Here is a 25,135-nt window from a genome sequence, read left to right on the forward strand (position 1 = left end):
CCGGTTTACTTGATTTGGTAAAACGCGTTGCGGCCAGGATACCATGCAGCATCACCGAGTTCTTCTTCGATACGCAGCAGCTGGTTGTACTTGGCCATACGATCGGAACGGCTCAACGAGCCTGTCTTGATCTGCATGCAGTTGGTTGCCACGGCCAGATCGGCGATGGTGCTATCTTCGGTTTCGCCCGAACGATGCGACATCACGGAAGCGTAGCGGAAGCGCTTGGCCAGATCCACGGCCTGCAGGGTTTCAGACAGCGAACCGATCTGGTTGATCTTCACCAGCAGGGCATTGGCAATACCGGCTTCGATACCTTGAGCCAGAATCTTCGGGTTGGTCACGAATACATCATCACCCACCAGCTGCACGCTGCGGCCCAGCTTGTCGGTCAGGGTCTTCCAGCCGTCCCAGTCGTGTTCACTCATACCATCTTCGATGGAGATGATCGGGTACTTGGTCGCCAGCGTGCCCAGGTAGTCAGCGAAACGATCGCTGTCCAGACGCAGGCCTTCGGCCTCCAGCACGTAGTGGCCGTCCTTGTAGAACTCGGAGCTGGCGCAATCCAGTGCGAACAGCACATCGTCACCCACGCGGTAGCCGGCAGCTTCGGTTGCGGATGCAATCAGGCTCAGGGCTTCTTCGTTGGTCTTCAGATTCGGTGCAAAACCACCTTCATCACCCACGGCAGTCGAGAAACCCTTCTCGGCGCACAGTTTCTTCAGTGCATGGAAGATTTCAGCGCCGCAACGCAGGGCTTCACGGAAGCTCTTGGCACCCACCGGCATCACCATGAATTCCTGGATATCCAGGCTGTTGTTGGCGTGTGCGCCGCCGTTGATCACGTTCATCATCGGCACTGGCAGGCTCATCGGACCTGCGCCACCAATGTAGCGATACAGCGGCAGACCTGCGTCTTCGGCTGCAGCCTTGGCTACGGCAACCGACACTGCCAGAATGGCATTCGCACCCAGACGACCCTTGGTATCGGTGCCATCCAGCTCGATCATGGTCTTATCGATAAAGGACTGCTCGGAGGCATCCAGACCCAGCAAGGCTTCGCAGATTTCGGTGTTAACGTGCTCGACAGCCTTCAACACACCCTTGCCCAGATAGCGACCCTTGTCGCCATCACGCAGTTCCAGCGCTTCCTTTTCGCCAGTGGAGGCACCGCTCGGCACAGCCGCACGACCCATCACACCGCTTTCCAGCAGCACATCGGCTTCAACAGTCGGGTTACCGCGAGAATCCAGCACTTCGCGGGCAACAATTTCAACAATTGCGCTCATCTTGCGTTCCTTGCTCAATCAAATGATTTCAAAACCAGTTAACCACCTGCATCGTGCGCCAGAGCACCACAGGTAATCAAGCAAATCGTACCTACCAAAATGTAATTGCCCGTCAATTACTTACATGCATGACGGGCAACAGGCATTACATCGACAACTCGGGAAATGGCTGGCTCTTCACCAGCTTATCCAGCGCGACCAGTGTGGTCAGAAGTTCCTGCATACGTGGCAAGGGCCAGGCATTCGGACCATCGCACAGCGCCACCGCCGGATCGGGATGGGTTTCCATGAAGAGACCCGACACACCTGCAGCCACTGCAGCCCGCGCCAGTACAGGGACCATCTCGCGGAGGCCGCCCGAACGATCGCCCTGCCCGCCCGGTAACTGAACCGAATGCGTGGCGTCAAACACCACAGGGCAACCAGTTTCGCGCATGATGGCCAGACTACGCATATCGGACACCAGATTGTTGTAGCCAAAGCTTGCACCGCGCTCGCAAGCCATGAAGTTGTCTGCGTTCAGGCCGGCTTCCAGCGCAGCTTCACGCGCCTTATCCATGACATTCTTCATGTCACCGGGCGCCAGAAACTGACCCTTCTTGATATTCACCGGCTTGCCGCTCTGTGCACAGGCGCGAATGAAATCAGACTGACGACACAGGAACGCCGGGGTTTGCAGTACATCCACCACGGCGGCGACAGGCTTGATCTGATCGACATCATGGATATCGGTCAGAACCGGCACACCCACCTGCTCGCGCACTTTGGCGAGAATACGCAGGCCTTCATCCATGCCAAAACCACGGAAGCTCTTGCTACTCGAACGGTTGGCCTTATCGAAGCTCGACTTGTAGATGAACGGAATACCGATTGCCGCAGCCATTTCTTTCAGCTGACCAGCCGTATCGATTGCAAACTGCTCACCTTCGATGACACAGGGGCCCGCAATCAGAAACAGCGGCTTGTCCAGACCAACTTCGAAACCACAGAGATTCATGTGTTTCCTCAAGCATTGAATTATCTAAATGGCTGGGGAAGGGAGAAGAGTGAAGGGGGAAGGGTAGACTGGCTCACGCACTACCCGCAGTCCCTTCCACATTCACTATCACTTTCACTTCCTGATGCCAGAAAGAGAGAACCAATCAGGGTAGAAAGCAACACCCTTCCCCCTTCTCCCTTCCCGCTTCTCAGTTGTTAACAGCTCAACCCTTCGCGGCCATGCTCTTTGGCATAGGCAATCGCGGCTTCAACGAACGCCTTGAACAGCGGATGGCCGTCACGTGGGGTGGAGGTGAATTCCGGGTGGAACTGACAACCGAAGAACCAGCGGTGATCCTTGATTTCCACCGTTTCACACAGGTTGTTGTCGTCCACCGAGCGTCCGCTGACGGTCAGGCCGGCAGCTTGCAGGCGCGGCAGGTAGTGGTTGTTCACTTCGTAGCGATGACGATGACGCTCGACGATGCGCTCTGCACTGTAAATCTTCGCGGCCAGCGAACCCGCTTCCAGCTGGCATTCCTGCCCGCCCAGACGCATGGTGCCGCCCATGTTCGAATTTTCGTCGCGCACTTCGATCTTGCCGTCGCGGTTCACCCACTGATCAATCAGGGCGACCACCGGATACGGGGTTTCCAGCGTGAATTCGGTGGAGTTGGCGCCGTCCATGCCGGCCTTGTGGCGGGCAAATTCGATCAGGGCAAGCTGCATACCCAGGCAGATACCCAGGTAAGGTACATTGGTTTCGCGTGCATACTGAATCGCACGGATCTTCCCTTCGACACCGCGCTTGCCGAAGCCGCCTGGCACCAGAATCGCGTCCATACCGCGGATCATGTCCAGATCGCCACCTTCCAGTGCTTCGGAATCGACAAAATGGATGTTGACCTGACTGCGTGTATGAATGCCTGCGTGCTTCAGTGCTTCAATCAGAGACTTGTACGACTCGGTCAGATCCATGTACTTGCCGACCATGGCAATGTTTACTGTCTGGGTCGGATTTTCCATGGCTTCGACAATGCCGTCCCACAGCTTCAGATCGGCCGGTGGCAGATCCAGTTGCAGCTGGCGGGCAATGAAATCATCGATATGCTGTTCACACAGCACACGTGGAATCTTGTAGATGGAATCCATGTCCGGACAGGAAATCACAGCCTTTTCCGGCACATTGGTAAACAATGCGATCTTGCGCTTTTCTTCATCCGGCACCGGACGTTCGGCACGGCAGATCAGCACATCCGGCTGAATACCGATTTCGCGCAGTTCCTTCACCGAGTGCTGGGTCGGCTTGGTTTTCACTTCACCGGCTGCAGCAATATACGGAACATAAGACAGGTGTACGAAGCACGTATTCTCGCGCCCCAGAATCACCCCCATCTGGCGAATGGCTTCGAGGAACGGCAGGGATTCGATATCGCCGACGGTACCACCCACTTCGATCACGGCCAGTTCGGCATCGCCTGCGCCCTGCTGAACGAAGAGACGGATTTCGTCGGTAATGTGCGGAATGACCTGAACAGTCTTGCCCAGATAATCACCACGGCGTTCTTTCTTGATCACGGATTCGTAGATCTGGCCGGTAGTGAAGTTGTTCGACTTCTTCATCTTGGAGTGGATGAAGCGTTCGTAATGGCCGAGGTCGAGGTCGGTTTCGGCACCGTCCTCAGTCACAAACACTTCCCCGTGCTGAGTCGGACTCATGGTGCCCGGATCTACATTGATGTAGGGATCCAGCTTCATCATGGTGACCTTCAGGCCACGGGATTCCAGAATGGCTGCAAGCGACGCGGCGGCAATACCCTTCCCGAGGGAAGAGACGACGCCACCGGTAACGAAGATGAACTTGGTCATGGCTGAAACACGCAGTGGTAATTCCGCATTCTACTCCGGTCACCCCCATTTACTCAATGTGGCAACCGACCTTTAAAGCAAAACCGGCGCTGACAGCGCGCCGGTTTCCATTACAGATCAACGACTTACGAGTTCAATTCTTTCGCAAGGTAAATCCATGTTTCGACGACCGTATCGGGATTCAGAGAAACGGTCTCGATACCCTGCTCCACCAGCCACTTGGCAAAGTCCGGGTGATCGGACGGCCCCTGGCCGCAGATACCGATGTACTTGCCCTGCGCACGACAGGCCTTGATGGCCATCGACAGCATCGCCTTGACGGCTTCATTACGCTCGTCGAACAGCGAGGCAATCGGACCGCCGGAATCGCGATCCAGTGCCAGGGTCAGCTGGGTCATGTCGTTCGAACCAATCGAGAAGCCATCAAAATACTGCAGGAACTGGTCGGCCAGGATTGCGTTGGACGGAATCTCGCACATCATGATCAGACGCAGACCATTCTTGCCACGCTCCAGGCCCTGCTCCTTCAGCAGATCCACCACCTTGCTGGCTTCATCCAGGGTGCGCACGAACGGAATCATGATCTCGACATTGGTCAGACCCATTTCGTCGCGCACCTTCTTCAGTGCGCGGGTTTCCAGTTCGAAACAATCGCGGAACGACGGGCTGATGTAGCGCGATGCACCGCGGAAGCCGATCATCGGATTTTCTTCATGAGGCTCGTACTGCTGGCCGCCGATCAGGTTGGAGTACTCGTTCGACTTGAAGTCGGACATCCGCACGATCACCTTCTTCGGATAGAAGGCCGCACCAATGGTGGCAATCCCTTCCACCAGCTTCTCGACGTAGAAGTCCACTGCACTGGCGTAGCCGCCAATACGCTCGTCGATCTGCTGCTTCAGATCCCACGGCACATTCGGATAATCGAGCAGTGCCTTCGGGTGAATACCGATCATGCGGTTGATAATGAATTCCAGACGCGCCAGACCCACGCCTTCATTCGGCAGATGGCTGAAATCGAAGGCCAGTTCCGGATTGCCGACATTCATCATCAGCTTGACCGGGCTCTTTGGCATCTTGTCCAGCGCCAGATCGATGATTTCGATATCCAGCTTGCCTTCGTAGATGTTGCCGGTATCACCTTCGGCACAGCTGACGGTGACGAAATCACCATCCTTTAGTTCACGGGTGGCATCACCACAACCCACCACAGCAGGAATACCCAGCTCGCGGGCAATAATAGCCGCGTGACAGGTACGGCCGCCACGATTGGTGACGATCGCTGCAGCACGCTTCATGACCGGTTCCCAGTCAGGATCGGTCATATCGGTTACCAGCACATCACCCGGCTTCACGCGATCCATTTCGGACGCATCGCGGATCATGCGCACCACACCCTGACCAATCTTCTGGCCGATGGCGCGGCCGGTGGTCAGGATGGTGGACTTGTTCTTCAGACGGTAGCGACGCAGGGTTTCCACGCGCGATTCCTGCGACTTCACGGTCTCGGGACGGGCCTGCAGGATGTACAGCTTGCCATCCAGACCATCACGACCCCATTCGACGTCCATTGGACGGCCATAATGTTCTTCGATGATCAGGGCATAGCGTGCCAGTTCTTCCACTTCCGCATCGATAATCGAGAAGCGCTGACGATCCACTTCCGGCACATCCACAGTGCGCACCGATTTGCCTGCCGAAGCGGCATCGGTGAACTCCATCTTGATCAGCTTGGATCCACGGTTGCGGCGCAGAATGGCTGGACGACCTGCGCGCAGGTTCGGCTTAAACACGTAAAACTCATCCGGATTCACCGCACCTTGCACCACGGTTTCACCCAGACCATAGGAACCGGTCACAAACACGGTGTCCTTGAAGCCGGATTCGGTATCAATGGTGAACAGCACGCCAGCTGCGCCCTTGTCGGAACGCACCATGCGCTGGATACCTGCTGACAACGCCACATCAGCATGCGCAAAGCCCTTGTGCACGCGGTAGGAAATAGCGCGGTCGTTATACAGCGACGCGAACACTTCCTTGATAGCGTGCAGCACATTTTCAACACCAACGATATTCAGGAAGGTTTCCTGCTGACCGGCAAACGATGCATCCGGCAGATCTTCTGCGGTTGCGGAAGAGCGCACAGCCACCGGAATATCGATGCCACCCGAGTCGGCTACCATCTTGGCGTGGTGCGCACGGATGTCGGCTTCCAGCTCGGCCGGGAACGGCGTATCCACCACCCACTGGCGAATCTGCTTGCCCACGCGGACCAGCTCGTTTACGTCTTCCACGTCAAGCGCAGTCAGCGCGGCATCGATACGCTCAGCCAGACCATTGTGCGCCAGAAAAACGCGATAGGCTGAAGCAGTTGTGGCATAGCCGCCAGGGACGCGCACGCCCTTACCGGCCAGCTGGCTGATCATCTCACCCAGCGAGGCATTCTTGCCGCCAACACTCTCAACATCGGTCATGCGCAATTGGTCAAACCAGATAACGTTGCTTTCAGCCATTTCAAGCGATCCTTAAAAGGGGAATTTCGTTGGTAGCCACGATTCTAGCCGGTTTCTGCCCTACAAGTCAGCACGAAAAAACGGTTCTGCAGCCCCAAGCTCATCATAGATCGTGGCAAGTCACTGATCACGAATGTAATTTGTAGTTTCAAACTACATTTTGAAATTTTGCAGTGCAGCAAGTGTATCGCGCAAGGTCGCGACTGTGGCACCATCTATGCTTGTATTAGCCCAGATCATCGCTCTTGATGATGCGTGCACCTTTCAGGGATAACAATATGCCGAATCGCCGCTCTGTCTTCTTTGTATCCGACCGTACCGGGATCACAGCTGAAATGCTGGGTCACAGCCTCATTACCCAGTTCGAGGGCATTGAGCTGCGACGCGCTACCCTGCCTTTTGTCGATACACCTGAAAAAGCCTTACAAGTCGCCGAACGGTTGCGTCAGGCAGCCGCGACAGACGGTGCACGTCCACTGGTTTTTTCGACCATCGTCAAAGAAGATATCCGGCAGATCATTCACATCCCCGAATGTCATATTGTCGATTTTTTCGAGACATTCATTGCACCGTTGGAGGCCGAGCTTGAGCAGTCGTCCTCGCATACCGTAGGCCGCAGCCATAGCATCGAAAATTTCAACGAATACAATTCACGCATTGAGGCGGTGAATTATGCGCTCGCACACGATGACGGCGTAAAGCCCACTGATCTGAATCTTGCAGATATCGTACTGGTGGGCGTATCGCGCTCCGGCAAAACGCCAACCTGCCTGTATCTGGCCCTGCAATACGGCATCAAGGCAGCCAATTACCCGCTTACACCGGAAGACTTCGGTCAGTCATCCCTACCGAAGCCCCTGCTGGCGCACAAGCACAAACTGTTTGGGCTGACCATCACGCCCGAACGGCTGGCGCAAATCCGTACCGAGCGCAAACCGGATAGCCGCTACGCTTCCATCGACAACTGTAAATTCGAGATCGCAGAGGTTGAAGCGATGTTCCGCGCACACGGTATCCAGCATCTGAATACCACTAACAAGTCGATTGAAGAGTTAGCCAGTACCATTCTGCACAAGGCGAATCTGAAGCGGCAGGTGTTTTAATTCAGTACAATTGTCATTGATGATTGCCATACCCTGTGCATGTCAAAGGGTATGGCACCGCTTCTACAAACTCAGCCAGCCTGATCAAAAAAAATATGAAGATGATGTCAGGAAGCTATCAGCTTACCGCACTCAATCCAAGGGTTTTTATGTTGATTGTATGTATGCTGATGTTGACGCTATGGGTAGAGAAAATCCTTTTCTCTGCAAAAAACAATCGCCCAATCTACATATTAAACAATGCCGAGTATGATCATTCAATCGACCAAGCGAAAAAAGATGGTGAAAGGAACGCGCAGGCACTCTTCAATAACGGCATAAGGATTTATTACATTATTGCAAATCCAGGCCCATTCAGTGGTTGCAATAATGTTAATTTAATTAAATTACTAGACAAATATAAAATTGATAAAGTTCGGGCTTCTTTTTACGATTTCGCCAATCCGGAACAGGCTTTTCGCGATTCATTTAACGACAAAATAATCAAACTTACCAGCAAAAGCAATCCTGAATTCAAATCAGAGCTCGCTCAATTAGAAAAAGATCAACATCCTATCTATGATTGTACGCTTTAGAATTGGATGACGACATATCATCACACGCAGTCGATTCAAAGTTTAGAAGGCGACCGCAGGTCGCCCCTACAGGTAAACACCTTCAATCCCGCCGCCCCGACCGCCAGATCGACACAATCAGCCACAGGCTATTGAAAAACGCGATCAGGAAGCCGATCAGACCCAGCGCAGGCAAGCCCCACAGCTTCGGGCCTGCTGCTACCGTCATGACAATACTGGAGCCGATAATCAGACAGCCCGTGACAATGCCCAGCGTCAGGCGGTTGCTGCTTTCATTGATCTGATGGCCAAAATGATCGAGTCGTTTCAGGTCCAGATCAATTTTCAGTTTGCCGCGCCGGGCTGCTTTAATGAGGCGAGCCACATCGCGGGGTAATCCGCCAACTAGTGAAAATAATTCCACCATATTGCGCCGACCTTTACGCGCCAATGCGCGCGGGTCGTAGCGGTGAATGAGTACTTTACGGACAAAGGGTTCCAGATGCGCCACCATCTGGAAATCCGGATCAAGCTGACGCCCCAGCCCTTCCAGTGTAATCAGCGCTTTAAATAGCAAGGTCAAATCGGGTGGCAGCGCAATCGAGTGCTCGCGCACAATGGCCACCACATCGCTCAATAACTGGCCAAAGCGTATATTTTTAAGCGGCAGACTTTCGTAATTAAAGATGAGTTCGGCAATATCTTCGGCCAGTTTTTCCTCATCGACGGTTTCGTCACCCGTCCAATCAAGTAGAACGGCCTGAATGCCCTGTTCATCGCGACTGGCCAGTGCGGCCAGTAAATCGACAATCTCATCACGCCGCTTACCCGGCAAGCGACCCACCATGCCAAAGTCGATAAAGGCGATGCGATTACCGCTCAGATAAAACACATTGCCCGGATGTGGATCGGCATGAAAATAGCCATCAATCAGGATCATTTTCAATACGGCATCAGCGCCGCGCTTGGCCAGCGCACGCCTGTCCAGTCCGGCATCTTCCAGGCTGGCGATCTTGCTACCGGGAATACCATTGATACGGGTTTGAACATTGACCTTTTCGCAGGTCCAGTCCCAGTAAACATCTGGAATGACAATGTCGGGATCTTCGGCAAAATTCTGCTGGAAGCGTTTGTGATTCTGCGCTTCTTGCGCCAAGTCCAGTTCGCGCCTGAGTGAACGCGTAAATTGCTCGACAATGCGCACAGGCTGGTAGCGGCGCACCTCGGAAAACTCAGATTCCATCAAACTGGCAAGATGATGCAGCACACGCAGATCGGCTTCGATACGCGGCACTATATGCGGACGACGTACCTTGATAATGACCTGCGTACCATCCATCAGCGTGGCGCCATGCACCTGTGCGATTGACGCTGATCCAATGGGTTCCGGGTCAAGTGTGGCAAAAATCTCCGAAGGCGGCACACCCCACGCTTCGAGTAATTCTGCCTCGATCTCGGCAAATGGCGTCTGCGGGACATGGCTTTGCAGCTTTTCCAGCTCCACAATCCATTCGGGCGGCAGCACATCCACGCGGGTGGCCAGAATCTGTCCCAGTTTGATGAAAGTCGGCCCAAGCTCTTCCAGCACTTTTCTGGCGCGAACGGCTGGCTCCATCGGGGTGCGGGCGCGCTCTTCCTGTAAATCGAGGGTTTCGCCCGCTCGTTCGAATGAACGATGAATACCGATTCTGCGAACTAAATCGCCAAATCCGTGTCTCGCCATTACGCCAATGATTTCACGGATGCGCGACGCATCGCGCATTAGACTGAGAGTTTCTTTGAGCATGGTCCGATTGTAGCGTGCCGCTGATCAGCAGGTTTGAGATTGCACAGTTTTTTCTCTACTCGCAACGGCTACACGGATGGCTCTGTACCTGATTCTCTCGCGCAGACGGGAAATGTAAGGCATGATGCGCGGAAATTTCGAATTTCAGCATGTTCAAACCTATTCCTAGTGCCGACACATGATCGTACCGACACGCAAGATTCTTGCGTCCCTGCTGGCCTTAGCCATGCTGGGCGCCCCGGCTGACGAGCCAACCGCTACGCCAGCCAAAGACACAGCCAGCGCGCCTGCTGCCATTCCATCCAAGTCCGCGGACACCCCGGTGCCCTCGCGAAAAGCGAGCAGTCCGCGTGCCAAGGCAATTGCAGACAATGAAGCAAAAACCGATGATCTCGCCGCCCGATTTAGTCAGGATGTCATCCTGCAGGCCTTGAGTTTCATCGGTGTGAACTACAAGTGGGGGGGCGCAAGCGCCGAAAAAGGACTGGATTGCAGCGGCTTCATCATGCGCGTTTTCCAGCAAACCATGAGCATTTCCCTGCCGCACAACGCCTTTGCGATTAGTCTCCTGGGGGATCAGGTAGATAGAAACGAATTGGCGCCAGGTGATTTGGTGTTTTTTAATACACTGGGTCGTAAATTCTCCCATGTGGGTATTTATATGGGGGACGACCGCTTTATTCATGCGCCGCGCACAGGCGCATCGGTACAAGTGGTGAAGTTCAGTGATGAGTACTGGACTAAGCGATTTAATGGTGCGCGCCGTCTGACGAAAGAATCATACGACGCACGATCTCCGATGCTGCAAATGCTCATGCGCGAAGGAGAAAAAGAACAAAATGAGGGTAAAAAAGGCAAATCTGCCAAAAATGGTAAATCTGCAGGCAAGGGTGGCAAAAGCACTGCACCCGCAAAGAAACCAAAAAAGAAGCATTGATTGCCCGGCTAGCTTGCGTATAGTATCAGCCAAAGAAAAAGACCGGATTAAATCCGGTCTTTTCTTACATCAATGAGTCAAAGAGACAGTCAGCCACGTGTATAAAACGCAATGGCCCCACAGCTTGTCAGGCCTACGTTAAACACACGTCCATCTAGTGGTTCACCTTCGCTGTTTTCGATATTGTGCACAATTTCGTGCAGCAACTCGATTTCCTTGAACTCCTCCACAAGTTCACCTTCAGCATTCAGGATCGCCTCGATTTTTTCCTTGGCTGGATGCGCACCCACGACTGCAATCCGACCACCATCCGTCCACCAGCGCAATTGCACCGGCGGGGGAACGGCAATGGCCTGCTTGCCAAAAACGGCCTGCAGTTTCTTGCCATAGGCGGCCAGGTTGCGCGCAGCGCGCAATCGAACTGCATCTAGATGCACGTGCGTTTCATCTGGCTTAATGCCAAAGATACGAGCTACGCCAGCATCCAGAACACTTCTCTCCTGCTCCAGTTGTACTTCCACGGCAACTCTCCACTGAGTGGCCGGATGTTCATCCGGCTCTGTTGTAAGACGAGAAGATTGAACACACCAGTCGGATCATTCGGTTCACTGAAACAATCACGACCATATTAGAATTCAATGTTATTCAAAATACCGAATACCATTAAACCCTCAAATGCTGTACTACACCTATCTTAATCCCATACCTCAAATCAGGTATAGCCCAGCATCTCAAAGTTTATAGGTCGTCAAAGTTGCGCCTTCAAGGAATAAATCAGCTCAAGTGCTGCACGTGGTGTCAAATTGTCTACATCCACGCTGGAAAGGGCGTCCCGCAATGGATCAGTGTTGTTTTCAGGTTCGACAGACGGCGTTGCAAACAAATCACCTTGTAGATTTTGTGCAACCTCGTTGTTTTCCAACGACACCAGATAGCGTTTTGCTTGACGAATCGTCTCTTTAGGCACACCTGCCAATTGCGCAACCTGCAAACCATAACTCTGGCTCGCCGGTCCGTCAGAAACATTGTGTAAAAAGACGATGCGATCACGATGCTCCACCGCATTCAAATGCACATTGGCAACCTGCCGGTAATCCATTGCCAGACGCGTCAACTCGAAATAGTGCGTTGCAAATAGGGTATATGCGCGATTCTTTTCAATCAGCGCCCGCGCAATCGCCCATGCCAGCGCCAGTCCGTCAAAGGTCGAGGTACCTCGCCCGACTTCGTCCATTAATACCAGCGCATGCTCACCCGCGTTGTTGAGAATATTCGCAGTTTCCGTCATTTCGACCATAAAGGTAGAACGACCACCTGCCAGATCATCGCTTGCGCCGATTCGCGTAAAGATGCGATCGACCTTGCCGATGACACAGCGCGTAGCGGGCACATAGCTGCCGCACTGCGCCAGCAGCACAATCAGGGCTGTCTGACGCATATAGGTCGATTTACCGCCCATATTGGGGCCAGTAATCAGCAATAGCTTGCGATCCACGCCCAGACGCAGGTCATTTGCGATGAAACCATCTCCGCCCGCGTCGCGCAATTGCTGTTCGACAACCGGGTGGCGACCAGCCTCAATCTGGATAACTTCTCCCTCTGCAAACGCAGGTGCGCACCAGTCCAGTGTACGCGCGCGCTCGGCCAGGTTACTGAGCACATCCATTGCTGCAACTGCGTGGGCGCAGCGCTGCAAAACGGGCACATGAGTTGCCAGCGACTCCAGCACCTGCTCGTACAAAGCCTTTTCCAGCGCAAGCGCCCGATCCTGCGCAGACAGTGCCTTGTCCTCGAAGGTCTTGAGTTCCGGTGTGATATAGCGTTCGGCGTTTTTTAGCGTCTGCCGGCGTCGGTAGTCTTCGGGAATCTTGTCGACATTGGCATGGGTGACTTCGATGTAGAAACCGTGTACCCGGTTGTATTCGACTTTTAGATTGCTGATGCCCGTTCTCTCGCGCTCACGCACCTCCAGCGCCAGCAAGAACTCGCCACAATTGCTTTGGATGTCGCGTAATTCATCTAACTCGGCATGAAAGCCCGTTTTAATGACTCCGCCATCGCGTACCAGTACCGCCGGTTCATCGGCGATAGACTGCTCCAGGAGCGCCAGAATCGTGGCATCAGGCTGGATATCCTGAGCCAATTGCCCCATAAGCGCATTGTCAGGCAGGGCGCTGAGGCAGTCAGGCAAGACGCGTAAACTTTCGCGTAACGCCGCGAGATCGCGTGGGCGTGCAGAACGCAATGCGATCCGCGCACTGATCCGCTCGATATCATGCACATTTCGCAACATGCCGTGCAAACGATCATCTGCGCCAGTCTCAATCAGATCACGGATGGCATCACGCCGCTCGATGATCTGTCGCTGATCGCGCAAGGGATGGTGCAACCAGTGCTGTAGGGCTCGACTGCCCATGCTGGTCGCACAGTTATCCAGCACCGAGAACAAGGTGGGCGATGCCTCGCCACGAATGGTTTCAGTCAGCTCCAAGTTGCGGCGCGTGGCCGCATCCAGCGACAGATATTGACCTGCATGCTCGGAGATCAACCCGGTCAGATGCGGCAGGGCTGCGCACTGAGTCTGGCGCGCATATTCTAGTAACGCACCAGCACAGCCAACTGCCACACCCGCGCCATTCAAACCAAAACCAGCGAGATCCTGTGTCTGGAATTGCTTGCTCAGATTGCGCAAGCCCGACTCCTGATCAAACTGCCAGGCGGCCACCTTGCGGATCATATAGCCCGATCCAATCGCCAGTTCGCTGGTCAGATCATCCGGCATCAGTACTTCAGCTGGGCGCAATCGTTCCAGCTCGCTCGCCAGCGTTTCGGGCTGGGTTTCCATCACCCGGAAGTCACCCGATGACAGCGACAGCCAGGCCAGCCCCAGTTTACCGCGCACAACATTGACCGCCAGGATGCGATTTTCGCGTTTATCATCGAGAAATGCCGCATCGGTCAGCGTACCGGGTGTGACAACCCGTACAACCTTGCGCTCAACCGGACCTTTGCTGGTGGCTACATCCCCCACCTGCTCACAAATGGCCACCGCTTCGCCCAGTTTCACCAGTTTGGAGAGGTAGCCCTCGGCCGCATGAAATGGAATGCCGGCCATTTTGATCGGGATGCCCGCCGTTTGCCCGCGCGAAGTCAGCGTGATATCGAGCAAGCGCGCAGCACGCACGGCATCCTCGAAAAACAGCTCGTAGAAATCACCCATCCGGTAAAACACCAGCTTGTCGAGGTGGTCCTGTTTGAGCCGGATGTATTGCTGCATCATGGGGGTATGCGCGCTCATGGGCGCGGTGAACGGGTCGTGTATAACGTCCATCTGGCGGGTCTATTCAGGCAAAGGGGCAAACACATTCAATCACGACGTGATATGGATCTGTATGCGGAATGAGGAAAAACGGGAGCATGCATGGATTTGCATGTCGAAACAAGGGCTGCCCTCACACTTGACCGGCAGCCCTTTGGGGTGTGTATATTTTAGCTCATGCGGCAAGGGTAAGAGCGCTCCGCTGTAGCGAGCCATACCCGGAATTATTGAATTCCCAGCATCGACTTCGCCACCGCCTCGGCTACCTTGATACCGTCCACCCCTGCAGACAGGATTCCGCCGGCATAGCCAGCACCCTCTCCAGCCGGGAACAATCCCTTGGTATTGAGGCTCTGGAAGTCGTCGCCACGTGTGATCCGTACAGGCGAGGATGTGCGTGTTTCTACGCCAGTCAAAATCGCATCGTTCATATCATAGCCGTGAATCTGCTTGCCAAAGGCAGGTAAGGCTTCACGCATGGCCTCGATAGCGAAAGCTGGCAGCGCTGTGCTCAGATCACCGAGCTTGATACCGGGCTTGTACGATGGTTCGACACTCCCCAGTTTGGTAGAAGGACGACCAGCCAGGAAATCACCTACCAGCTGCCCCGGTGCTTCATAGGTGCCACCGCCTAGCTCAAAGGCATGTTCTTCCAGCCTGCGCTGGAATTCGACGCCAGCCAACACGCCTTCGTAGCCAAAGTCTTCTGGTGTGACATTCACCACCAGACCGGAATTGGCGTTGCGCTCGTTTCGCGAATACTGACTCATCCCATTGGTCACGACACGCCCTGGCTCGGATGCAGCTGCCACCACAGTGCCGCCCGGACACATGCAGAAGCTATACACAGCGCGGCCGTTGGCAGCGTGATGCACCAGCTTGTAATCTGCAGCGCCCAGCAGCTCATTGCCTGCATGCTTACCGAAGCGTGCTCGGTCGATCATGGATTGCGGATGCTCAATGCGGAAACCAACAGCAAATGGTTTGGCTTCCATATAGACGCCGCGCTCATGCAGAGTGGCAAAGGTATCGCGCGCGCTATGACCCAGCGCCAGCACGACGTGGTCACTATACAAAGTCTCGCCATTTTCCAGCACGACACCCTTGATCGCATCGCCTTCGCGGAGAAAGTCGGTCACTTTGCACTGAAACCGGATCTCGCCGCCCAGCGACTGGATCTCTTCACGCATGCGCTCGACCATCCCCACCAGACGGAAAGTGCCGATATGCGGCTTGCTGATGTATTGAATCTCTTCCGGAGCGCCAGCCTTGATGAACTCTGCGATCACCTTGCGGCCGAGATAGCGCGGATCCTTGATCTGGCTATATAGTTTGCCATCCGAGAACGTGCCCGCACCACCTTCGCCAAACTGCACATTGGATTCGGGATTCAGGGTCTTTTTACGCCATAGTCCCCAGGTATCCTGTGTCCGCTCGCGTACAGCCTTGCCGCGCTCCAGCACAATGGGCTTGAAGCCCATCTGAGCCAGCAACAAGGCTGCAAAAATGCCGCACGGGCCAAAACCAATCACGATCGGGCGGGTCGTCAGGTTGGCGGGCGCCTGCCCGACAAAGTGATAACTCATATCTGGCGTCGGGACGATCTTGCTGTCACTCGCCACGCGCTTTTTGAAGGCGGCCTCATTGCGCACTTCAAAATCAATCGAATAGATCAGCATCAATGGCTTGCCTCGGCGAGCATCATGACTGCGCTTGAATACCGTGAAGGAAAGCAGATCTTCTGGCTTGATCTTCAAGCGTTCGACAATGGCGCGCGGCAGATCTTCCGGCGGGTGTTCCAATGGCAAGGCAAGTTCGTTCAGACGCAGCATGATTGTTTCCCGAGATGTTCGCGGTAACCCTGTATTGTAAGAAACAACAGGTGAAGGGACAAAAAACAAAAAACCGCGATGGTTGGAACCGTCGCGGTTATTTGCAGCCCACTGTATTGTGTGTCAGTGTCTGACACTGGGCTTGTATCTGGTGCCCGGGGTCGGAATCGAACCGACACTCCTTGCGGAACCGGATTTTGAGTCCGGCGCGTCTACCAATTTCACCACCCGGGCGGGAGGAAGCGCATTATGTCCAGAAAAAAGGCGTGTTGCAAGCGTTTGTGAAGATTTTTTTCAGAAGAAAAGGGCGCGCCAATTATCGACCCGTCTTCCCTTTTTCATATAACGCTGACATTCTCCTGCTAAAACAAAAGCATCCCGTTCGATCCGGGCACTCTATCGACCACACAGGTGATTCGTGCAGCTGCAGGCAATACGCTCTACGTCCCATCGATTTCAATTTTTGCCGCTACTGCTGCCGGTAGTGGTCTTGCTATTTGCGCTTCTGGCTGTTTCGTTCACGATGCGTGAGCTCAAGCAGCGTCACCACGACAATCTCAAGCAGCACTTTGAAACGGATACAAAACGTATTTCCGGAAAACTTGCGTGGCGCATGGTGAGCTATACACAGATTTTGCGGAGTGCTGCGGGCTTGATGGCTGCTTCTGATCAGGTGCACCGGGGTGACTGGCGTCAGTACTACCAGCAGTTGCAGCTTGAATCGGTCTATCCCGGCATTCAGGGGCTTGGCTACGCGGCAATCATTCCTAAGGATCGCATTCAAGAAGTTGAAGCACGAGCCCATCAGGAAGGCCTGCCTGATTTCAGGGTGCGTCCGGATACGCCCAGGCAAATCTACACCTCGATCATCTATCTTGAACCGCTGGATGCGCGCAATCTCAGGGCTGTCGGGTTCGATATGTATTCGGAACCTGTCCGTCACGCCGCCATGCAGCGCGCCGCAAGTACTGGACAGATTGCAATCAGTGGCAAAGTCAAATTAGTTCAAGAAACAGACAAAAATATTCAGGCAGGGGTACTCGCGTATGTACCCGTCTATCGGCATGGTGCCATTCTCTCCGATGCACCGCGAAGGGAGGCGGCATTGCTTGGCTGGGTGTACAGCCCGTATCGCATGAACGATCTGATCGACAATATCCTCAGGGAGGATTTGCAGGACATCCGGCTACGGATTTATGACGAAGGCACGATCGGCGCAGACACGCTGCTCTTCGATAGCCTGCGCAACGTAAATGAACCAGAGATCAAACCTGACTTCATTAAACACATCCAGCTCGATATTGGCGGGCGTCGCTGGACACTGCTCTACACTGCCCTGCCCTCATTTGCTGCCACCTCACGCTTCGAACCGCCCTGGGTTGAAACCGGCGTCATGGGTCTGATCTGCCTGATGCTGTTCGTCATCACGTGGTTGCTAGTCAATACGCGTCAGCGTGCTGAGAAAATCGTACAGGAACGAAGTGAGGCACTGGACATTGAAACGCGCAAAAACCAGCTCTTCATGCGCAGCGCAACCGATGGCATACATATCATCAACAAGCACGGCGTCATACTGGAATGCAGCGATTCCTTCTGCGCCATGCTGGGCTATAGCCAGACGGGCATGCGTGAGTTAAATGTGCGCGACTGGGATGTCATGTTTCCCGAGCATGAAATTGAGGGGGCAATCAAAGCGCTGCTCGACTCCGGCGCGGTTACCACCTTTGAAACGCGGCATCGGCGCAAAGACGGCTCGATTATGGATGTGGAGATCAAGAGCCACCCCTTCGAGCTGGATGGCGAACGTGTTCTGTTTAATTCCGCCCGTAATATTACCGAGCGCAAGCAGGCAGAAGCACAGCTACTGACCAGTGAAGCGCGTTTCCGTGACTTTTCTACCGCTTCGTCGGACTGGTTCTGGGAGCTGGATAGTCAATTGCGATTCAGCTATTTCTCGGACAATGCAGAAACCAGTCTGGGTCTCATGCCGGGGCAGCTCATCGGGCAGTTTCACGAGGCGCTAGTCGGGCCGGCTATTGCAGCCCATGCCGAGCATTGGGAGCAGCACCGGGAAGACTTGCAACAGCACCGGCCATTCCGGCATTTTGAATATCAGATCATGATAGAAGAGCGGCCGCGCTGGTTTAGTGTCAGTGGCGTACCACGCTTCGATGATCAGGGAATGTTTCTGGGATATCGCGGCACTGCTACCGATATTACCGAGCGCAAGGAAACCGAATTCCGCTTGCAGGAAGCCATGCAGGCAGCTCAGGCTGCAACTGTTGCCAAGAGCCGTTTTCTGGCCACCATGAGCCACGAAATCCGTACCCCCATGAATGGCGTGCTCGGCATGGCGCAATTGTTGATGCATTCAGATATCTCCCCGGAAGACCGCGCGTTATACGCAGAAACCATTGTTCATTCCGGGCAGGCACTGATGTCACTGCTGAACGACATTCTTGATTTGTCCAAGGTCGAATCCGGCAAGCTGGAGCTGGAACTGATCCCATTTGACCCCGCCCAAATACTAGAGGAAACACACACCTTGTTCCGTGACAGCGCTCGTCAAAAGGGGCTGGCATTGAATAGCGACAAACGTACACACAACCTGCTCTACATGGGCGATCCCATGCGGATCAGGCAGATGCTCACCAATCTAGTGGGGAATGCCATCAAGTTTACGGCCTCAGGCGAGGTACACATCGGTTTCAGCGAACAGCTGCTTGATGCTTCGCATGCCGTCCTGACGTTTTCGGTGAAAGATTCGGGCATCGGCATCAGTCAGGATCGCCTAGCGCAACTCTTCCAGCCATTTACCCAAGCAGATAACTCCACAACACGCCGTTTTGGTGGCACTGGTCTGGGGCTATCCATTGTCAAGCACTTGGCCGCCCTCATGGGGGGTGAGGTTGGCGTGGAGAGCACAGCCGGCGAAGGCTCGCAATTCTGGTTCAAGCTGCCTGTTCTACTCGCAGCCGATCAGTCCGCCGTTGTTCATGGCGGTGAAGCCAGCTTGAATGACCCTGCACAGCACCTGATCCCGCGCTTAAAGGGGCATGTGCTCGTCACCGACGATAACTCGATCAACCGGACAGTCATTGGCAGCATGCTGGTACGTCTAGGGTTGACCGTGAGTCAGGCAGTCGACGGGCAGGACTGCATCGATAAGCTCAATCAGGGGCGCCAGCCTGATCTGATTTTGATGGATGTTCAAATGCCTGTACTGGATGGGTACAGTGCAACGGAACGCATTCGCGCACGGGAAGCTAGCGCACATCTGACGCCTATCCCCATTATCGCACTTACCGCCGACGCCTATGCAGATGATCGGCAACACTGCATGGATGTGGGAATGGATGATTTCCTCCCCAAACCGATCAATTTCACGCAATTAGGCATCAAACTGGCAAATTGGCTGCCCGGAGAAGGTGCTGACAGTGAGCCAGCCATGCCTGCGCACCCAACGGTCAATCCACTGACGGCTGATGGCGATTTTTATCCGGACGAGGTGATCAGTCGAACAGGCGGAGATGTCGATTTAGCAGCACGCATTATTCAGGAAACCATTGCGTATCTGCCACAACTCCTCGAAACACTTGAGGCCGCAAGCGATCCGGAAGATATCCGGCGCCATTTACACACCATGCGCGGATTGACCGCGCAGATGGGTGCAAATACATTGCAATCACACATTGAAGTACTGGAAAAGCAGGCTCGTCAGGGCAATTTACCTCATGCGAGCGCACTCGAGTCGCTGAAAATGCAACTACAGCAACTCGATCTAACCGTTCGCGCGTGGATGACGCATCATTCGTCGCCGGACTGATCCTGCTCCTTGCGCAGACTGAGTGCACGCTCGTACAGGGCATTCTTGTTACCGCCCGTGATATCTGCCACCAGCCGGACAGCCTGCTTGAGCGGCAATGCGTCCAGCAACGGCAGAAGAATTCTGTCGTGCGTACTGATATCTTCTTCGCGTAGCGGAGCCGCTTCGATCAGCACCACTAACTCGCCGCGCTGCTGATTGCTGTCTGCTGCTACCCAGCCCACCAGTTCGCCAAGTGGGGCGCGCTTGATGGTTTCGAAGGTCTTGGTGAGCTCGCGTCCAACCACGGCCATCCGCTCCTCGCCAAATACAGCAGCCATATCTTCAAGCGATTCGGCAATCCGATGCGGCGCCTCGAAAAATGCCACCGTGTGTGGCAATTGGCTCAGACCTTCAAACTCTTTACGCCTCGCAACCCGCTTGGCCTCCGGAAAGCCATGAAAATAAAACCGGGGTGATTGCATGCCACCTGCAGCCAGCACAGTCAGCACGGCTGACGGCCCCGGAATCGGAATGACACGGTACCCAGCTGCATGCACGGCCTCAACCAGCCTCGCGCCCGGATCGGATACAGCAGGCGTACCGGCGTCTGACACCTGCGCAACCGCCAGCCCTTCCGCCAGCTTACTGATGACAAACTGTGCCGCTTCACGCTCGTTATGCTCGCGCAGACTAATGGTTCGCACACCCGAGCCAATATGGCGCAAAAGTTGTCCGGTGACGCGGGTATCTTCCGCCGCAACCAGATCCACGCCTCGCAAAACAGCCGTTGCGCGCACTGTCATATCATCGAGGTTTCCGATGGGGGTGGCCACAACATATAATGCGGGTCGGTCTATCTGGTAATGTTCCATATGCTCGTTCGTACGGTGTTAACACAATTTGGCCGGATTGGCGCAGTTGCGCTACTTTACTGCGGCATGGCAACAGTTGCCAGCACAGAAGAGATAGCGCAAGCGTCCGCTCCACATATCGCAGTCATTCTGCCTTTGGATGCCAAGGGGCTGGAAGGACCTGTCAATGCGGTCTGGGCAGGTATTCAGGCGGCAGAGAGCAAGCTCGGTGACGAGCGGACGCCCAAGGTGCGTCTGTATGTCACGGGTGAGCAGGCCGAAGATTCAGTCAAGGCCTATGCAAAGGCGATCGAGGCCGGTGCTGTAGGCATGATTGGCCCACTGACGCGTCAGGGCGTCAACGCCATTGCTACCCGTACCAAGCCTGAAGTGCCTGTCCTCGCACTCAATAGCGTCGAGGGTAAACCCAATTCGCATCTGTTCTCTCTCTCGCTTGCCATTGAGGATGAAGCGCGCCAGACCGCTCGCTTGATGTATGAGGCAGGTGTCAATCGTCCGATGGTGGTGGAAGGCGAGGGACCGCTAGCCAAACGCATGCGTGAAGCATTTGCAGCGGAATGGCATGCACTGGCGAAATCCGCTCCGCAAATTGGTATGTTGGGCAGTACGCGTGAATCCTACGCCAAATTACGCGACGCGCTCCTTAAGCAAACAGCTGATGCAGCCTTCCTTGCCACGACTGATTTGCAGGCCCGCATGATCCGGCCTTACCTCGGTCAGTCGGCCAAGGTGTATGCCACGTCGCAAGTCTGGAATGGCAAGTTTGCACTGGCAGGCGCCAATCTCGACCTGGCGGGTGTTCGGTTTGTCGATATGCCCTGGTTACTCGACCCCTGGCATCCGGACAATACGGTGTTCCCCCGCGCGGAGCCCGCTCTGCCTGCCTCGCTTGATCGCCTGTATGCGCTTGGTATAGATGCCTACCGCCTGGTTTTATTACTCATGGTGTCGAATCCAGATGCGGCCATTGAAATGCAAGGTGTCACCGGCACATTGAAGTTAATGCCGGATCACCGATTTGTGCGTGATCTTGTAGCTGGCGAAATTGGTGTCGGGCCTGCTACCGCGCCGCCCGAACCTGCAGGCAAAGCGACTGATGCCGCCGAGGCAGTCTCTCCCGCGACACTGCCACCCACTGGTGTACAGGTAAAATGAACACGCTGGGACAAGATGCGGAAGCGCAAGCTGCTGAATTTCTGCTTGCTCGTGGCATCAGGCTCATTGCGCGTAATTGGCAATGTAAACTGGGCGAACTGGATCTAATTGGCTGGGATGGCAAGACGCTGGTGTTTTTTGAAGTGCGCCAGCGTAAGTCATCCCGCTTTGGCGGCGCTGCGGCCAGTATTACATTAAGCAAGCAAAAGAAACTCTGGCGCTGTGCGCAGGTCTATCTGCAAACAATGCCGGTAACCCCTCCCTGCCGATTTGATGCTGTGCTGTTCGATGGCAATCAAGCGCCGGAATGGCTTCAGCACATCTTAGAATTTGCCTGATCCGCCCCACACCCAACCCCACACTGGATATTTTCACGAAATGGATCTGGTACAACGCATCACCGAGCAGTTTATCGAGAGCATCGAGGTCAAGCACACCATGGCCGAACTGCTACCTGCGCAAATTGCTACTGCAGCGGAACTGATGGTCTCAACCTTGATGAGCGATCATAAAATCCTGATCTGTGGCAATGCGGGTTCGGCGGCCAATGCGCAGCATTTTGCCTCGGAAATGGTGGGGCGCTTCGAGAAGGAGCGTCCGGGTCTTGCGGCCATCGCACTAACGACCGACAGTGCCATGCTGACTGCGATTGCCAGCGAATATGATTTCGATCTGATTTTTTCCAAGCAGATTCGTGCATTGGGGCAACCCGGTGATATCTTGCTGCTGGTCACCAGCAGTGGCCGCCCCGCCAATCTGATCGAAGCCATTCATGCAGCGCACGAACGTCACATTACCGTCATTGCGCTCACGGGCAGAGATGGCGGCGAAGTTGCCGAACTGCTGAAAGGCGACGATATCCTCCTGAATGTGCCAACGGACAGAGGGCCGCGTATTCAGGAAACTCACTTATTGATCTTGCATGCGCTTTGCGATGCAATCGACTTCTATCTGTTAGACGGAGAATAACAACGATGATCCAATTCAAGCGATTTTCCGCGGGTTTGCTGCTGGCAGGCCTGATGACGACACAACTGACAGGCTGTTTTGGCCTGGTCGTCGCAGGCGCAGGCACCGCAGCAGCCGTTGCCAATGATCGTCGCCCCAGCAAAACCGTGTGGAACGATCAACAGATCGAAATGCGCGTGGCCGAGCGCATTGGCGCCAAATTTGGTACCAGCACACACGTAAACGTCAATTCGTTCAATCGCAAGGTGTTGCTGAGTGGCGAGACGCCTGATGCGGCCACTCAGGCTGAGGTTGCCCGTATTGCATCCGAAACGCCAGATGTTGCTAAGGTCTACAACGAAACCACTGTAGCGCTCACCTCAACTGTCGGTGCCCGTGCGAAAGATGTGACGCTCACCACCCGTATCAAGGCGCGGATGGCCGATGCGGGCAAGTTCTCTCCGGTGCATGTCATGGTCACCAGCGAGCGTGGCAGCGTCTTCCTCATGGGACTAGTGACCCGCAAGGAAGGTGCCGACGCGGCGCAGATCACCAGCAATACCGAGGGCGTAGAACGGGTAGTGACCTTGTTCGATTATATCGACTGAGCACCTAAGCCGTAGGCAATCTGGAAGGGCGGCCAAAGGTCGCCCTTGCTTTTGCTCAGCCACAAATTAACTTCAACTTTTCCGAACAACTCCAACGCGACATTTCGCTATCTTCTCGCTCGGTGCATAGCCACAATGCCAGCAGATTAACTTGTCTGGTTCGTGCGCATCATGTCTGCCTCCCGTCTCCCTACTTTATTCATTTCCCATGGCTCGCCAATGATGGCGGTGGAGCCGGGAACTGCGGGCACACACTGGCAGATGCTGGCCAGCAGTCTGCCCAGACCCGCCGCCATTTTGATGATTTCCGCTCACTGGACGACCACCCAGCCGACTATCAGCGCCCCTGCTACCAATCAGACCATTCATGATTTTGGTGGCTTTCCGGACACCTTATATCAATTGTCCTACCCGGCGCCTGTCGCCCATGAACTCGCATCCCGCACACAAGCCTTGCTGGAGCATGCCGGGATACCTGCACATATTGACCGCCAGCGCGGGCTGGATCATGGCGCATGGGTGCCCCTGATGCAGATGTACCCCGATGCGGATGTGCCAGTGATCCAGTTGTCCGTTCAGCCAGGCCAGTCGCCAGCGTGGCATTTGCAGCTTGGTGCTGCATTGTCGCCATTGCGTGACGAGGGCGTACTGATCATTGGCAGCGGCGGGATGACGCACAATCTGCGCGATGTGCAGTTCGGTGTCGCTGATGATCAGGCCTACGAATACGTTTTCGCATTTCAGCAATGGATGGCGGATGCGCTATCCTCTGATCAAACCACACCATTAGCGCAATACCGTACTCAGGCGCCGGGTGCTACGCGTGCACACCCTACTGACGAACACCTGCTGCCCGTGTTTGTCGCGCGAGGCGCTGCGACCGGTTCGGCTACTCGCCTGTTTAATGGCATTTCGCTGGCAGCGCTGGCGCTAGATGTGTGGTGTTTTGATTGAGTTCTCGTTCCACATATTGCAGTGCAACTTGACTATCAAGCACTTGCTTTGTGATGATGCGACGACTCCTTTTCGGGAATGCATCCCATGAATGCCTCTTTGTTCCGCCGCCTGATCAATCTGTGGCCGCCGTTTCTGTTTACTGGCATTACTACCGAGAAGCTCGCCGCAGATTACCGCGAAGCGGTCATCGCACTGAAGCTGCACTGGTACAACCGTAATGCTGTCGGCGTGCATTATGGGGGTAGTCTGTTTTCCATGACCGATGCTTGGTATGTGATCATGCTGATGCACAATCTGGGCAAGGATTACTTTGTCTGGGATAAGCACGCCTCGATAGACTACATCAGCCCCGGCAAAGGCATCGTCCGCGCCCGGTTCCACCTCAGTCAGGCACAAATCGACGAAATACGCGACCGTACCGCCAATGGAGAGAAATACCTCCCGCAGTTCAGTGTCGAGGTCATCGACGAACAAGGCGAGCTGGTCGCTCGCGTCGTCAAGACGCTCTACATCCGCCGCAAACCAAACAAACGCTGATGCCAACCCATACCTGATCTACTGCACACGTCGCCAGCAGGCATCTGGCGACGTTATCCCGCCACTCTGT

19 protein-coding genes and 1 tRNA gene are annotated in these 25,135 nt (G+C 54.8%); 10 read left to right on the forward strand and 10 right to left on the reverse strand.

The window, feature by feature from the left end; translation table 11 throughout:
• Positions 1–5: 5 nt before the first annotated feature.
• The 4 genes from eno to ppsA all read right to left on the reverse strand — a co-directional run bounded on the left by eno (position 6) and on the right by ppsA (position 6,649).
• Positions 6–1,289 (reverse strand): phosphopyruvate hydratase, encoded by a 1,284-nt coding sequence (eno, locus tag KSF73_11315; protein ID MBV1776300.1) that lies wholly within the window; start codon positions 1,287–1,289, stop codon positions 6–8.
• Between the two features lie 145 nt (positions 1,290–1,434).
• Positions 1,435–2,286, reverse strand: a complete 852-nt coding sequence (gene kdsA / locus KSF73_11320; GenBank protein ID MBV1776301.1) for a 3-deoxy-8-phosphooctulonate synthase — start codon at positions 2,284–2,286, stop codon at positions 1,435–1,437.
• A gap of 197 nt (positions 2,287–2,483) precedes the next feature.
• The gene (locus KSF73_11325; protein MBV1776302.1) at positions 2,484–4,136 is read right to left on the reverse strand and encodes a CTP synthase; all 1,653 of its coding nucleotides are present in this window, start codon (positions 4,134–4,136) and stop codon (positions 2,484–2,486) included.
• A gap of 125 nt (positions 4,137–4,261) precedes the next feature.
• Complete coding sequence (gene ppsA, locus KSF73_11330) at positions 4,262–6,649, reverse strand: phosphoenolpyruvate synthase (GenBank protein MBV1776303.1); 2,388 nt, start codon at positions 6,647–6,649, stop codon at positions 4,262–4,264.
• Positions 6,650–6,900: 251 nt separating this feature from the next.
• Here ppsA and KSF73_11335 point away from each other — a divergent pair, with 251 nt between their 5' ends.
• The gene (locus KSF73_11335) at positions 6,901–7,752 is read left to right on the forward strand and encodes a kinase/pyrophosphorylase (protein ID MBV1776304.1); all 852 of its coding nucleotides are present in this window, start codon (positions 6,901–6,903) and stop codon (positions 7,750–7,752) included.
• A gap of 95 nt (positions 7,753–7,847) precedes the next feature.
• Complete coding sequence (locus KSF73_11340; GenBank protein ID MBV1776305.1) at positions 7,848–8,327, forward strand: hypothetical protein; 480 nt, start codon at positions 7,848–7,850, stop codon at positions 8,325–8,327.
• A gap of 82 nt (positions 8,328–8,409) precedes the next feature.
• Here the strand turns inward: KSF73_11340 and KSF73_11345 are convergent, their stop codons facing one another.
• The gene (locus KSF73_11345; protein ID MBV1776306.1) at positions 8,410–10,092 is read right to left on the reverse strand and encodes a ubiquinone biosynthesis protein UbiB; all 1,683 of its coding nucleotides are present in this window, start codon (positions 10,090–10,092) and stop codon (positions 8,410–8,412) included.
• A gap of 178 nt (positions 10,093–10,270) precedes the next feature.
• On the opposite strand from KSF73_11345, the gene KSF73_11350 reads away from it, so the two are divergent.
• Positions 10,271–11,029: a C40 family peptidase gene (locus KSF73_11350; protein ID MBV1776307.1), complete on the forward strand. Its 759-nt coding sequence runs from the start codon at positions 10,271–10,273 to the stop codon at positions 11,027–11,029.
• Between the two features lie 89 nt (positions 11,030–11,118).
• Here KSF73_11350 and KSF73_11355 read toward each other — a convergent pair whose 3' ends face one another.
• The 4 genes from KSF73_11355 to KSF73_11370 all read right to left on the reverse strand — a co-directional run bounded on the left by KSF73_11355 (position 11,119) and on the right by KSF73_11370 (position 16,414).
• Entirely contained in the window at positions 11,119–11,550 is a 432-nt protein-coding gene (locus KSF73_11355; protein MBV1776308.1) for a hypothetical protein, read from the reverse strand.
• Between the two features lie 227 nt (positions 11,551–11,777).
• Positions 11,778–14,309 (reverse strand): DNA mismatch repair protein MutS, encoded by a 2,532-nt coding sequence (mutS, locus tag KSF73_11360; GenBank protein ID MBV1776309.1) that lies wholly within the window; start codon positions 14,307–14,309, stop codon positions 11,778–11,780.
• Positions 14,310–14,572: 263 nt separating this feature from the next.
• Positions 14,573–16,180 carry an NAD(P)/FAD-dependent oxidoreductase gene (locus KSF73_11365; GenBank protein ID MBV1776310.1) on the reverse strand — a complete coding sequence of 536 codons (1,608 nt, stop codon included), beginning with the start codon at positions 16,178–16,180 and terminating at the stop codon, positions 14,573–14,575.
• A 149-nt stretch (positions 16,181–16,329) separates the two neighbouring features.
• Positions 16,330–16,414, reverse strand: a tRNA-Leu gene (locus KSF73_11370).
• A 229-nt stretch (positions 16,415–16,643) separates the two neighbouring features.
• Between KSF73_11370 and KSF73_11375 the strand changes: the two genes are divergently transcribed.
• A complete protein-coding gene (locus KSF73_11375) occupies positions 16,644–20,006 on the forward strand; it encodes a CHASE domain-containing protein (protein MBV1776311.1) in 3,363 nt (1,120 codons plus the stop codon).
• On the opposite strand, the gene rsmI is transcribed toward KSF73_11375, so the two are convergent.
• Positions 19,988–20,860: a 16S rRNA (cytidine(1402)-2'-O)-methyltransferase gene (gene rsmI, locus KSF73_11380; GenBank protein MBV1776312.1), complete on the reverse strand. Its 873-nt coding sequence runs from the start codon at positions 20,858–20,860 to the stop codon at positions 19,988–19,990. The two genes, KSF73_11375 and rsmI, sit on opposite strands and share 19 nt — an antisense overlap.
• Between rsmI and KSF73_11385 the strand changes: the two genes are divergently transcribed.
• From KSF73_11385 to KSF73_11410, 6 genes are all read left to right on the forward strand, one after another.
• A complete protein-coding gene (locus KSF73_11385) occupies positions 20,861–22,015 on the forward strand; it encodes a penicillin-binding protein activator (protein ID MBV1776313.1) in 1,155 nt (384 codons plus the stop codon).
• Positions 22,012–22,353 (forward strand): YraN family protein, encoded by a 342-nt coding sequence (locus KSF73_11390; GenBank protein ID MBV1776314.1) that lies wholly within the window; start codon positions 22,012–22,014, stop codon positions 22,351–22,353. The genes KSF73_11385 and KSF73_11390 overlap by 4 nt, the downstream gene beginning before the upstream one ends.
• A gap of 40 nt (positions 22,354–22,393) precedes the next feature.
• Positions 22,394–22,984 carry a phosphoheptose isomerase gene (locus KSF73_11395; protein MBV1776315.1) on the forward strand — a complete coding sequence of 197 codons (591 nt, stop codon included), beginning with the start codon at positions 22,394–22,396 and terminating at the stop codon, positions 22,982–22,984.
• A gap of 5 nt (positions 22,985–22,989) precedes the next feature.
• A complete protein-coding gene (locus tag KSF73_11400; GenBank protein MBV1776316.1) occupies positions 22,990–23,571 on the forward strand; it encodes a BON domain-containing protein in 582 nt (193 codons plus the stop codon).
• Positions 23,572–23,742: 171 nt separating this feature from the next.
• Positions 23,743–24,525 (forward strand): dioxygenase, encoded by a 783-nt coding sequence (locus KSF73_11405; protein MBV1776317.1) that lies wholly within the window; start codon positions 23,743–23,745, stop codon positions 24,523–24,525.
• Positions 24,526–24,639: 114 nt separating this feature from the next.
• Complete coding sequence (locus tag KSF73_11410; GenBank protein MBV1776318.1) at positions 24,640–25,065, forward strand: DUF4442 domain-containing protein; 426 nt, start codon at positions 24,640–24,642, stop codon at positions 25,063–25,065.
• Positions 25,066–25,135 lie beyond the last annotated feature (70 nt).

It is taken from the genome of Burkholderiaceae bacterium DAT-1, assembly GCA_019084025.1.
GTDB lineage: Bacteria > Pseudomonadota > Gammaproteobacteria > Burkholderiales > Chitinimonadaceae > DAT-1.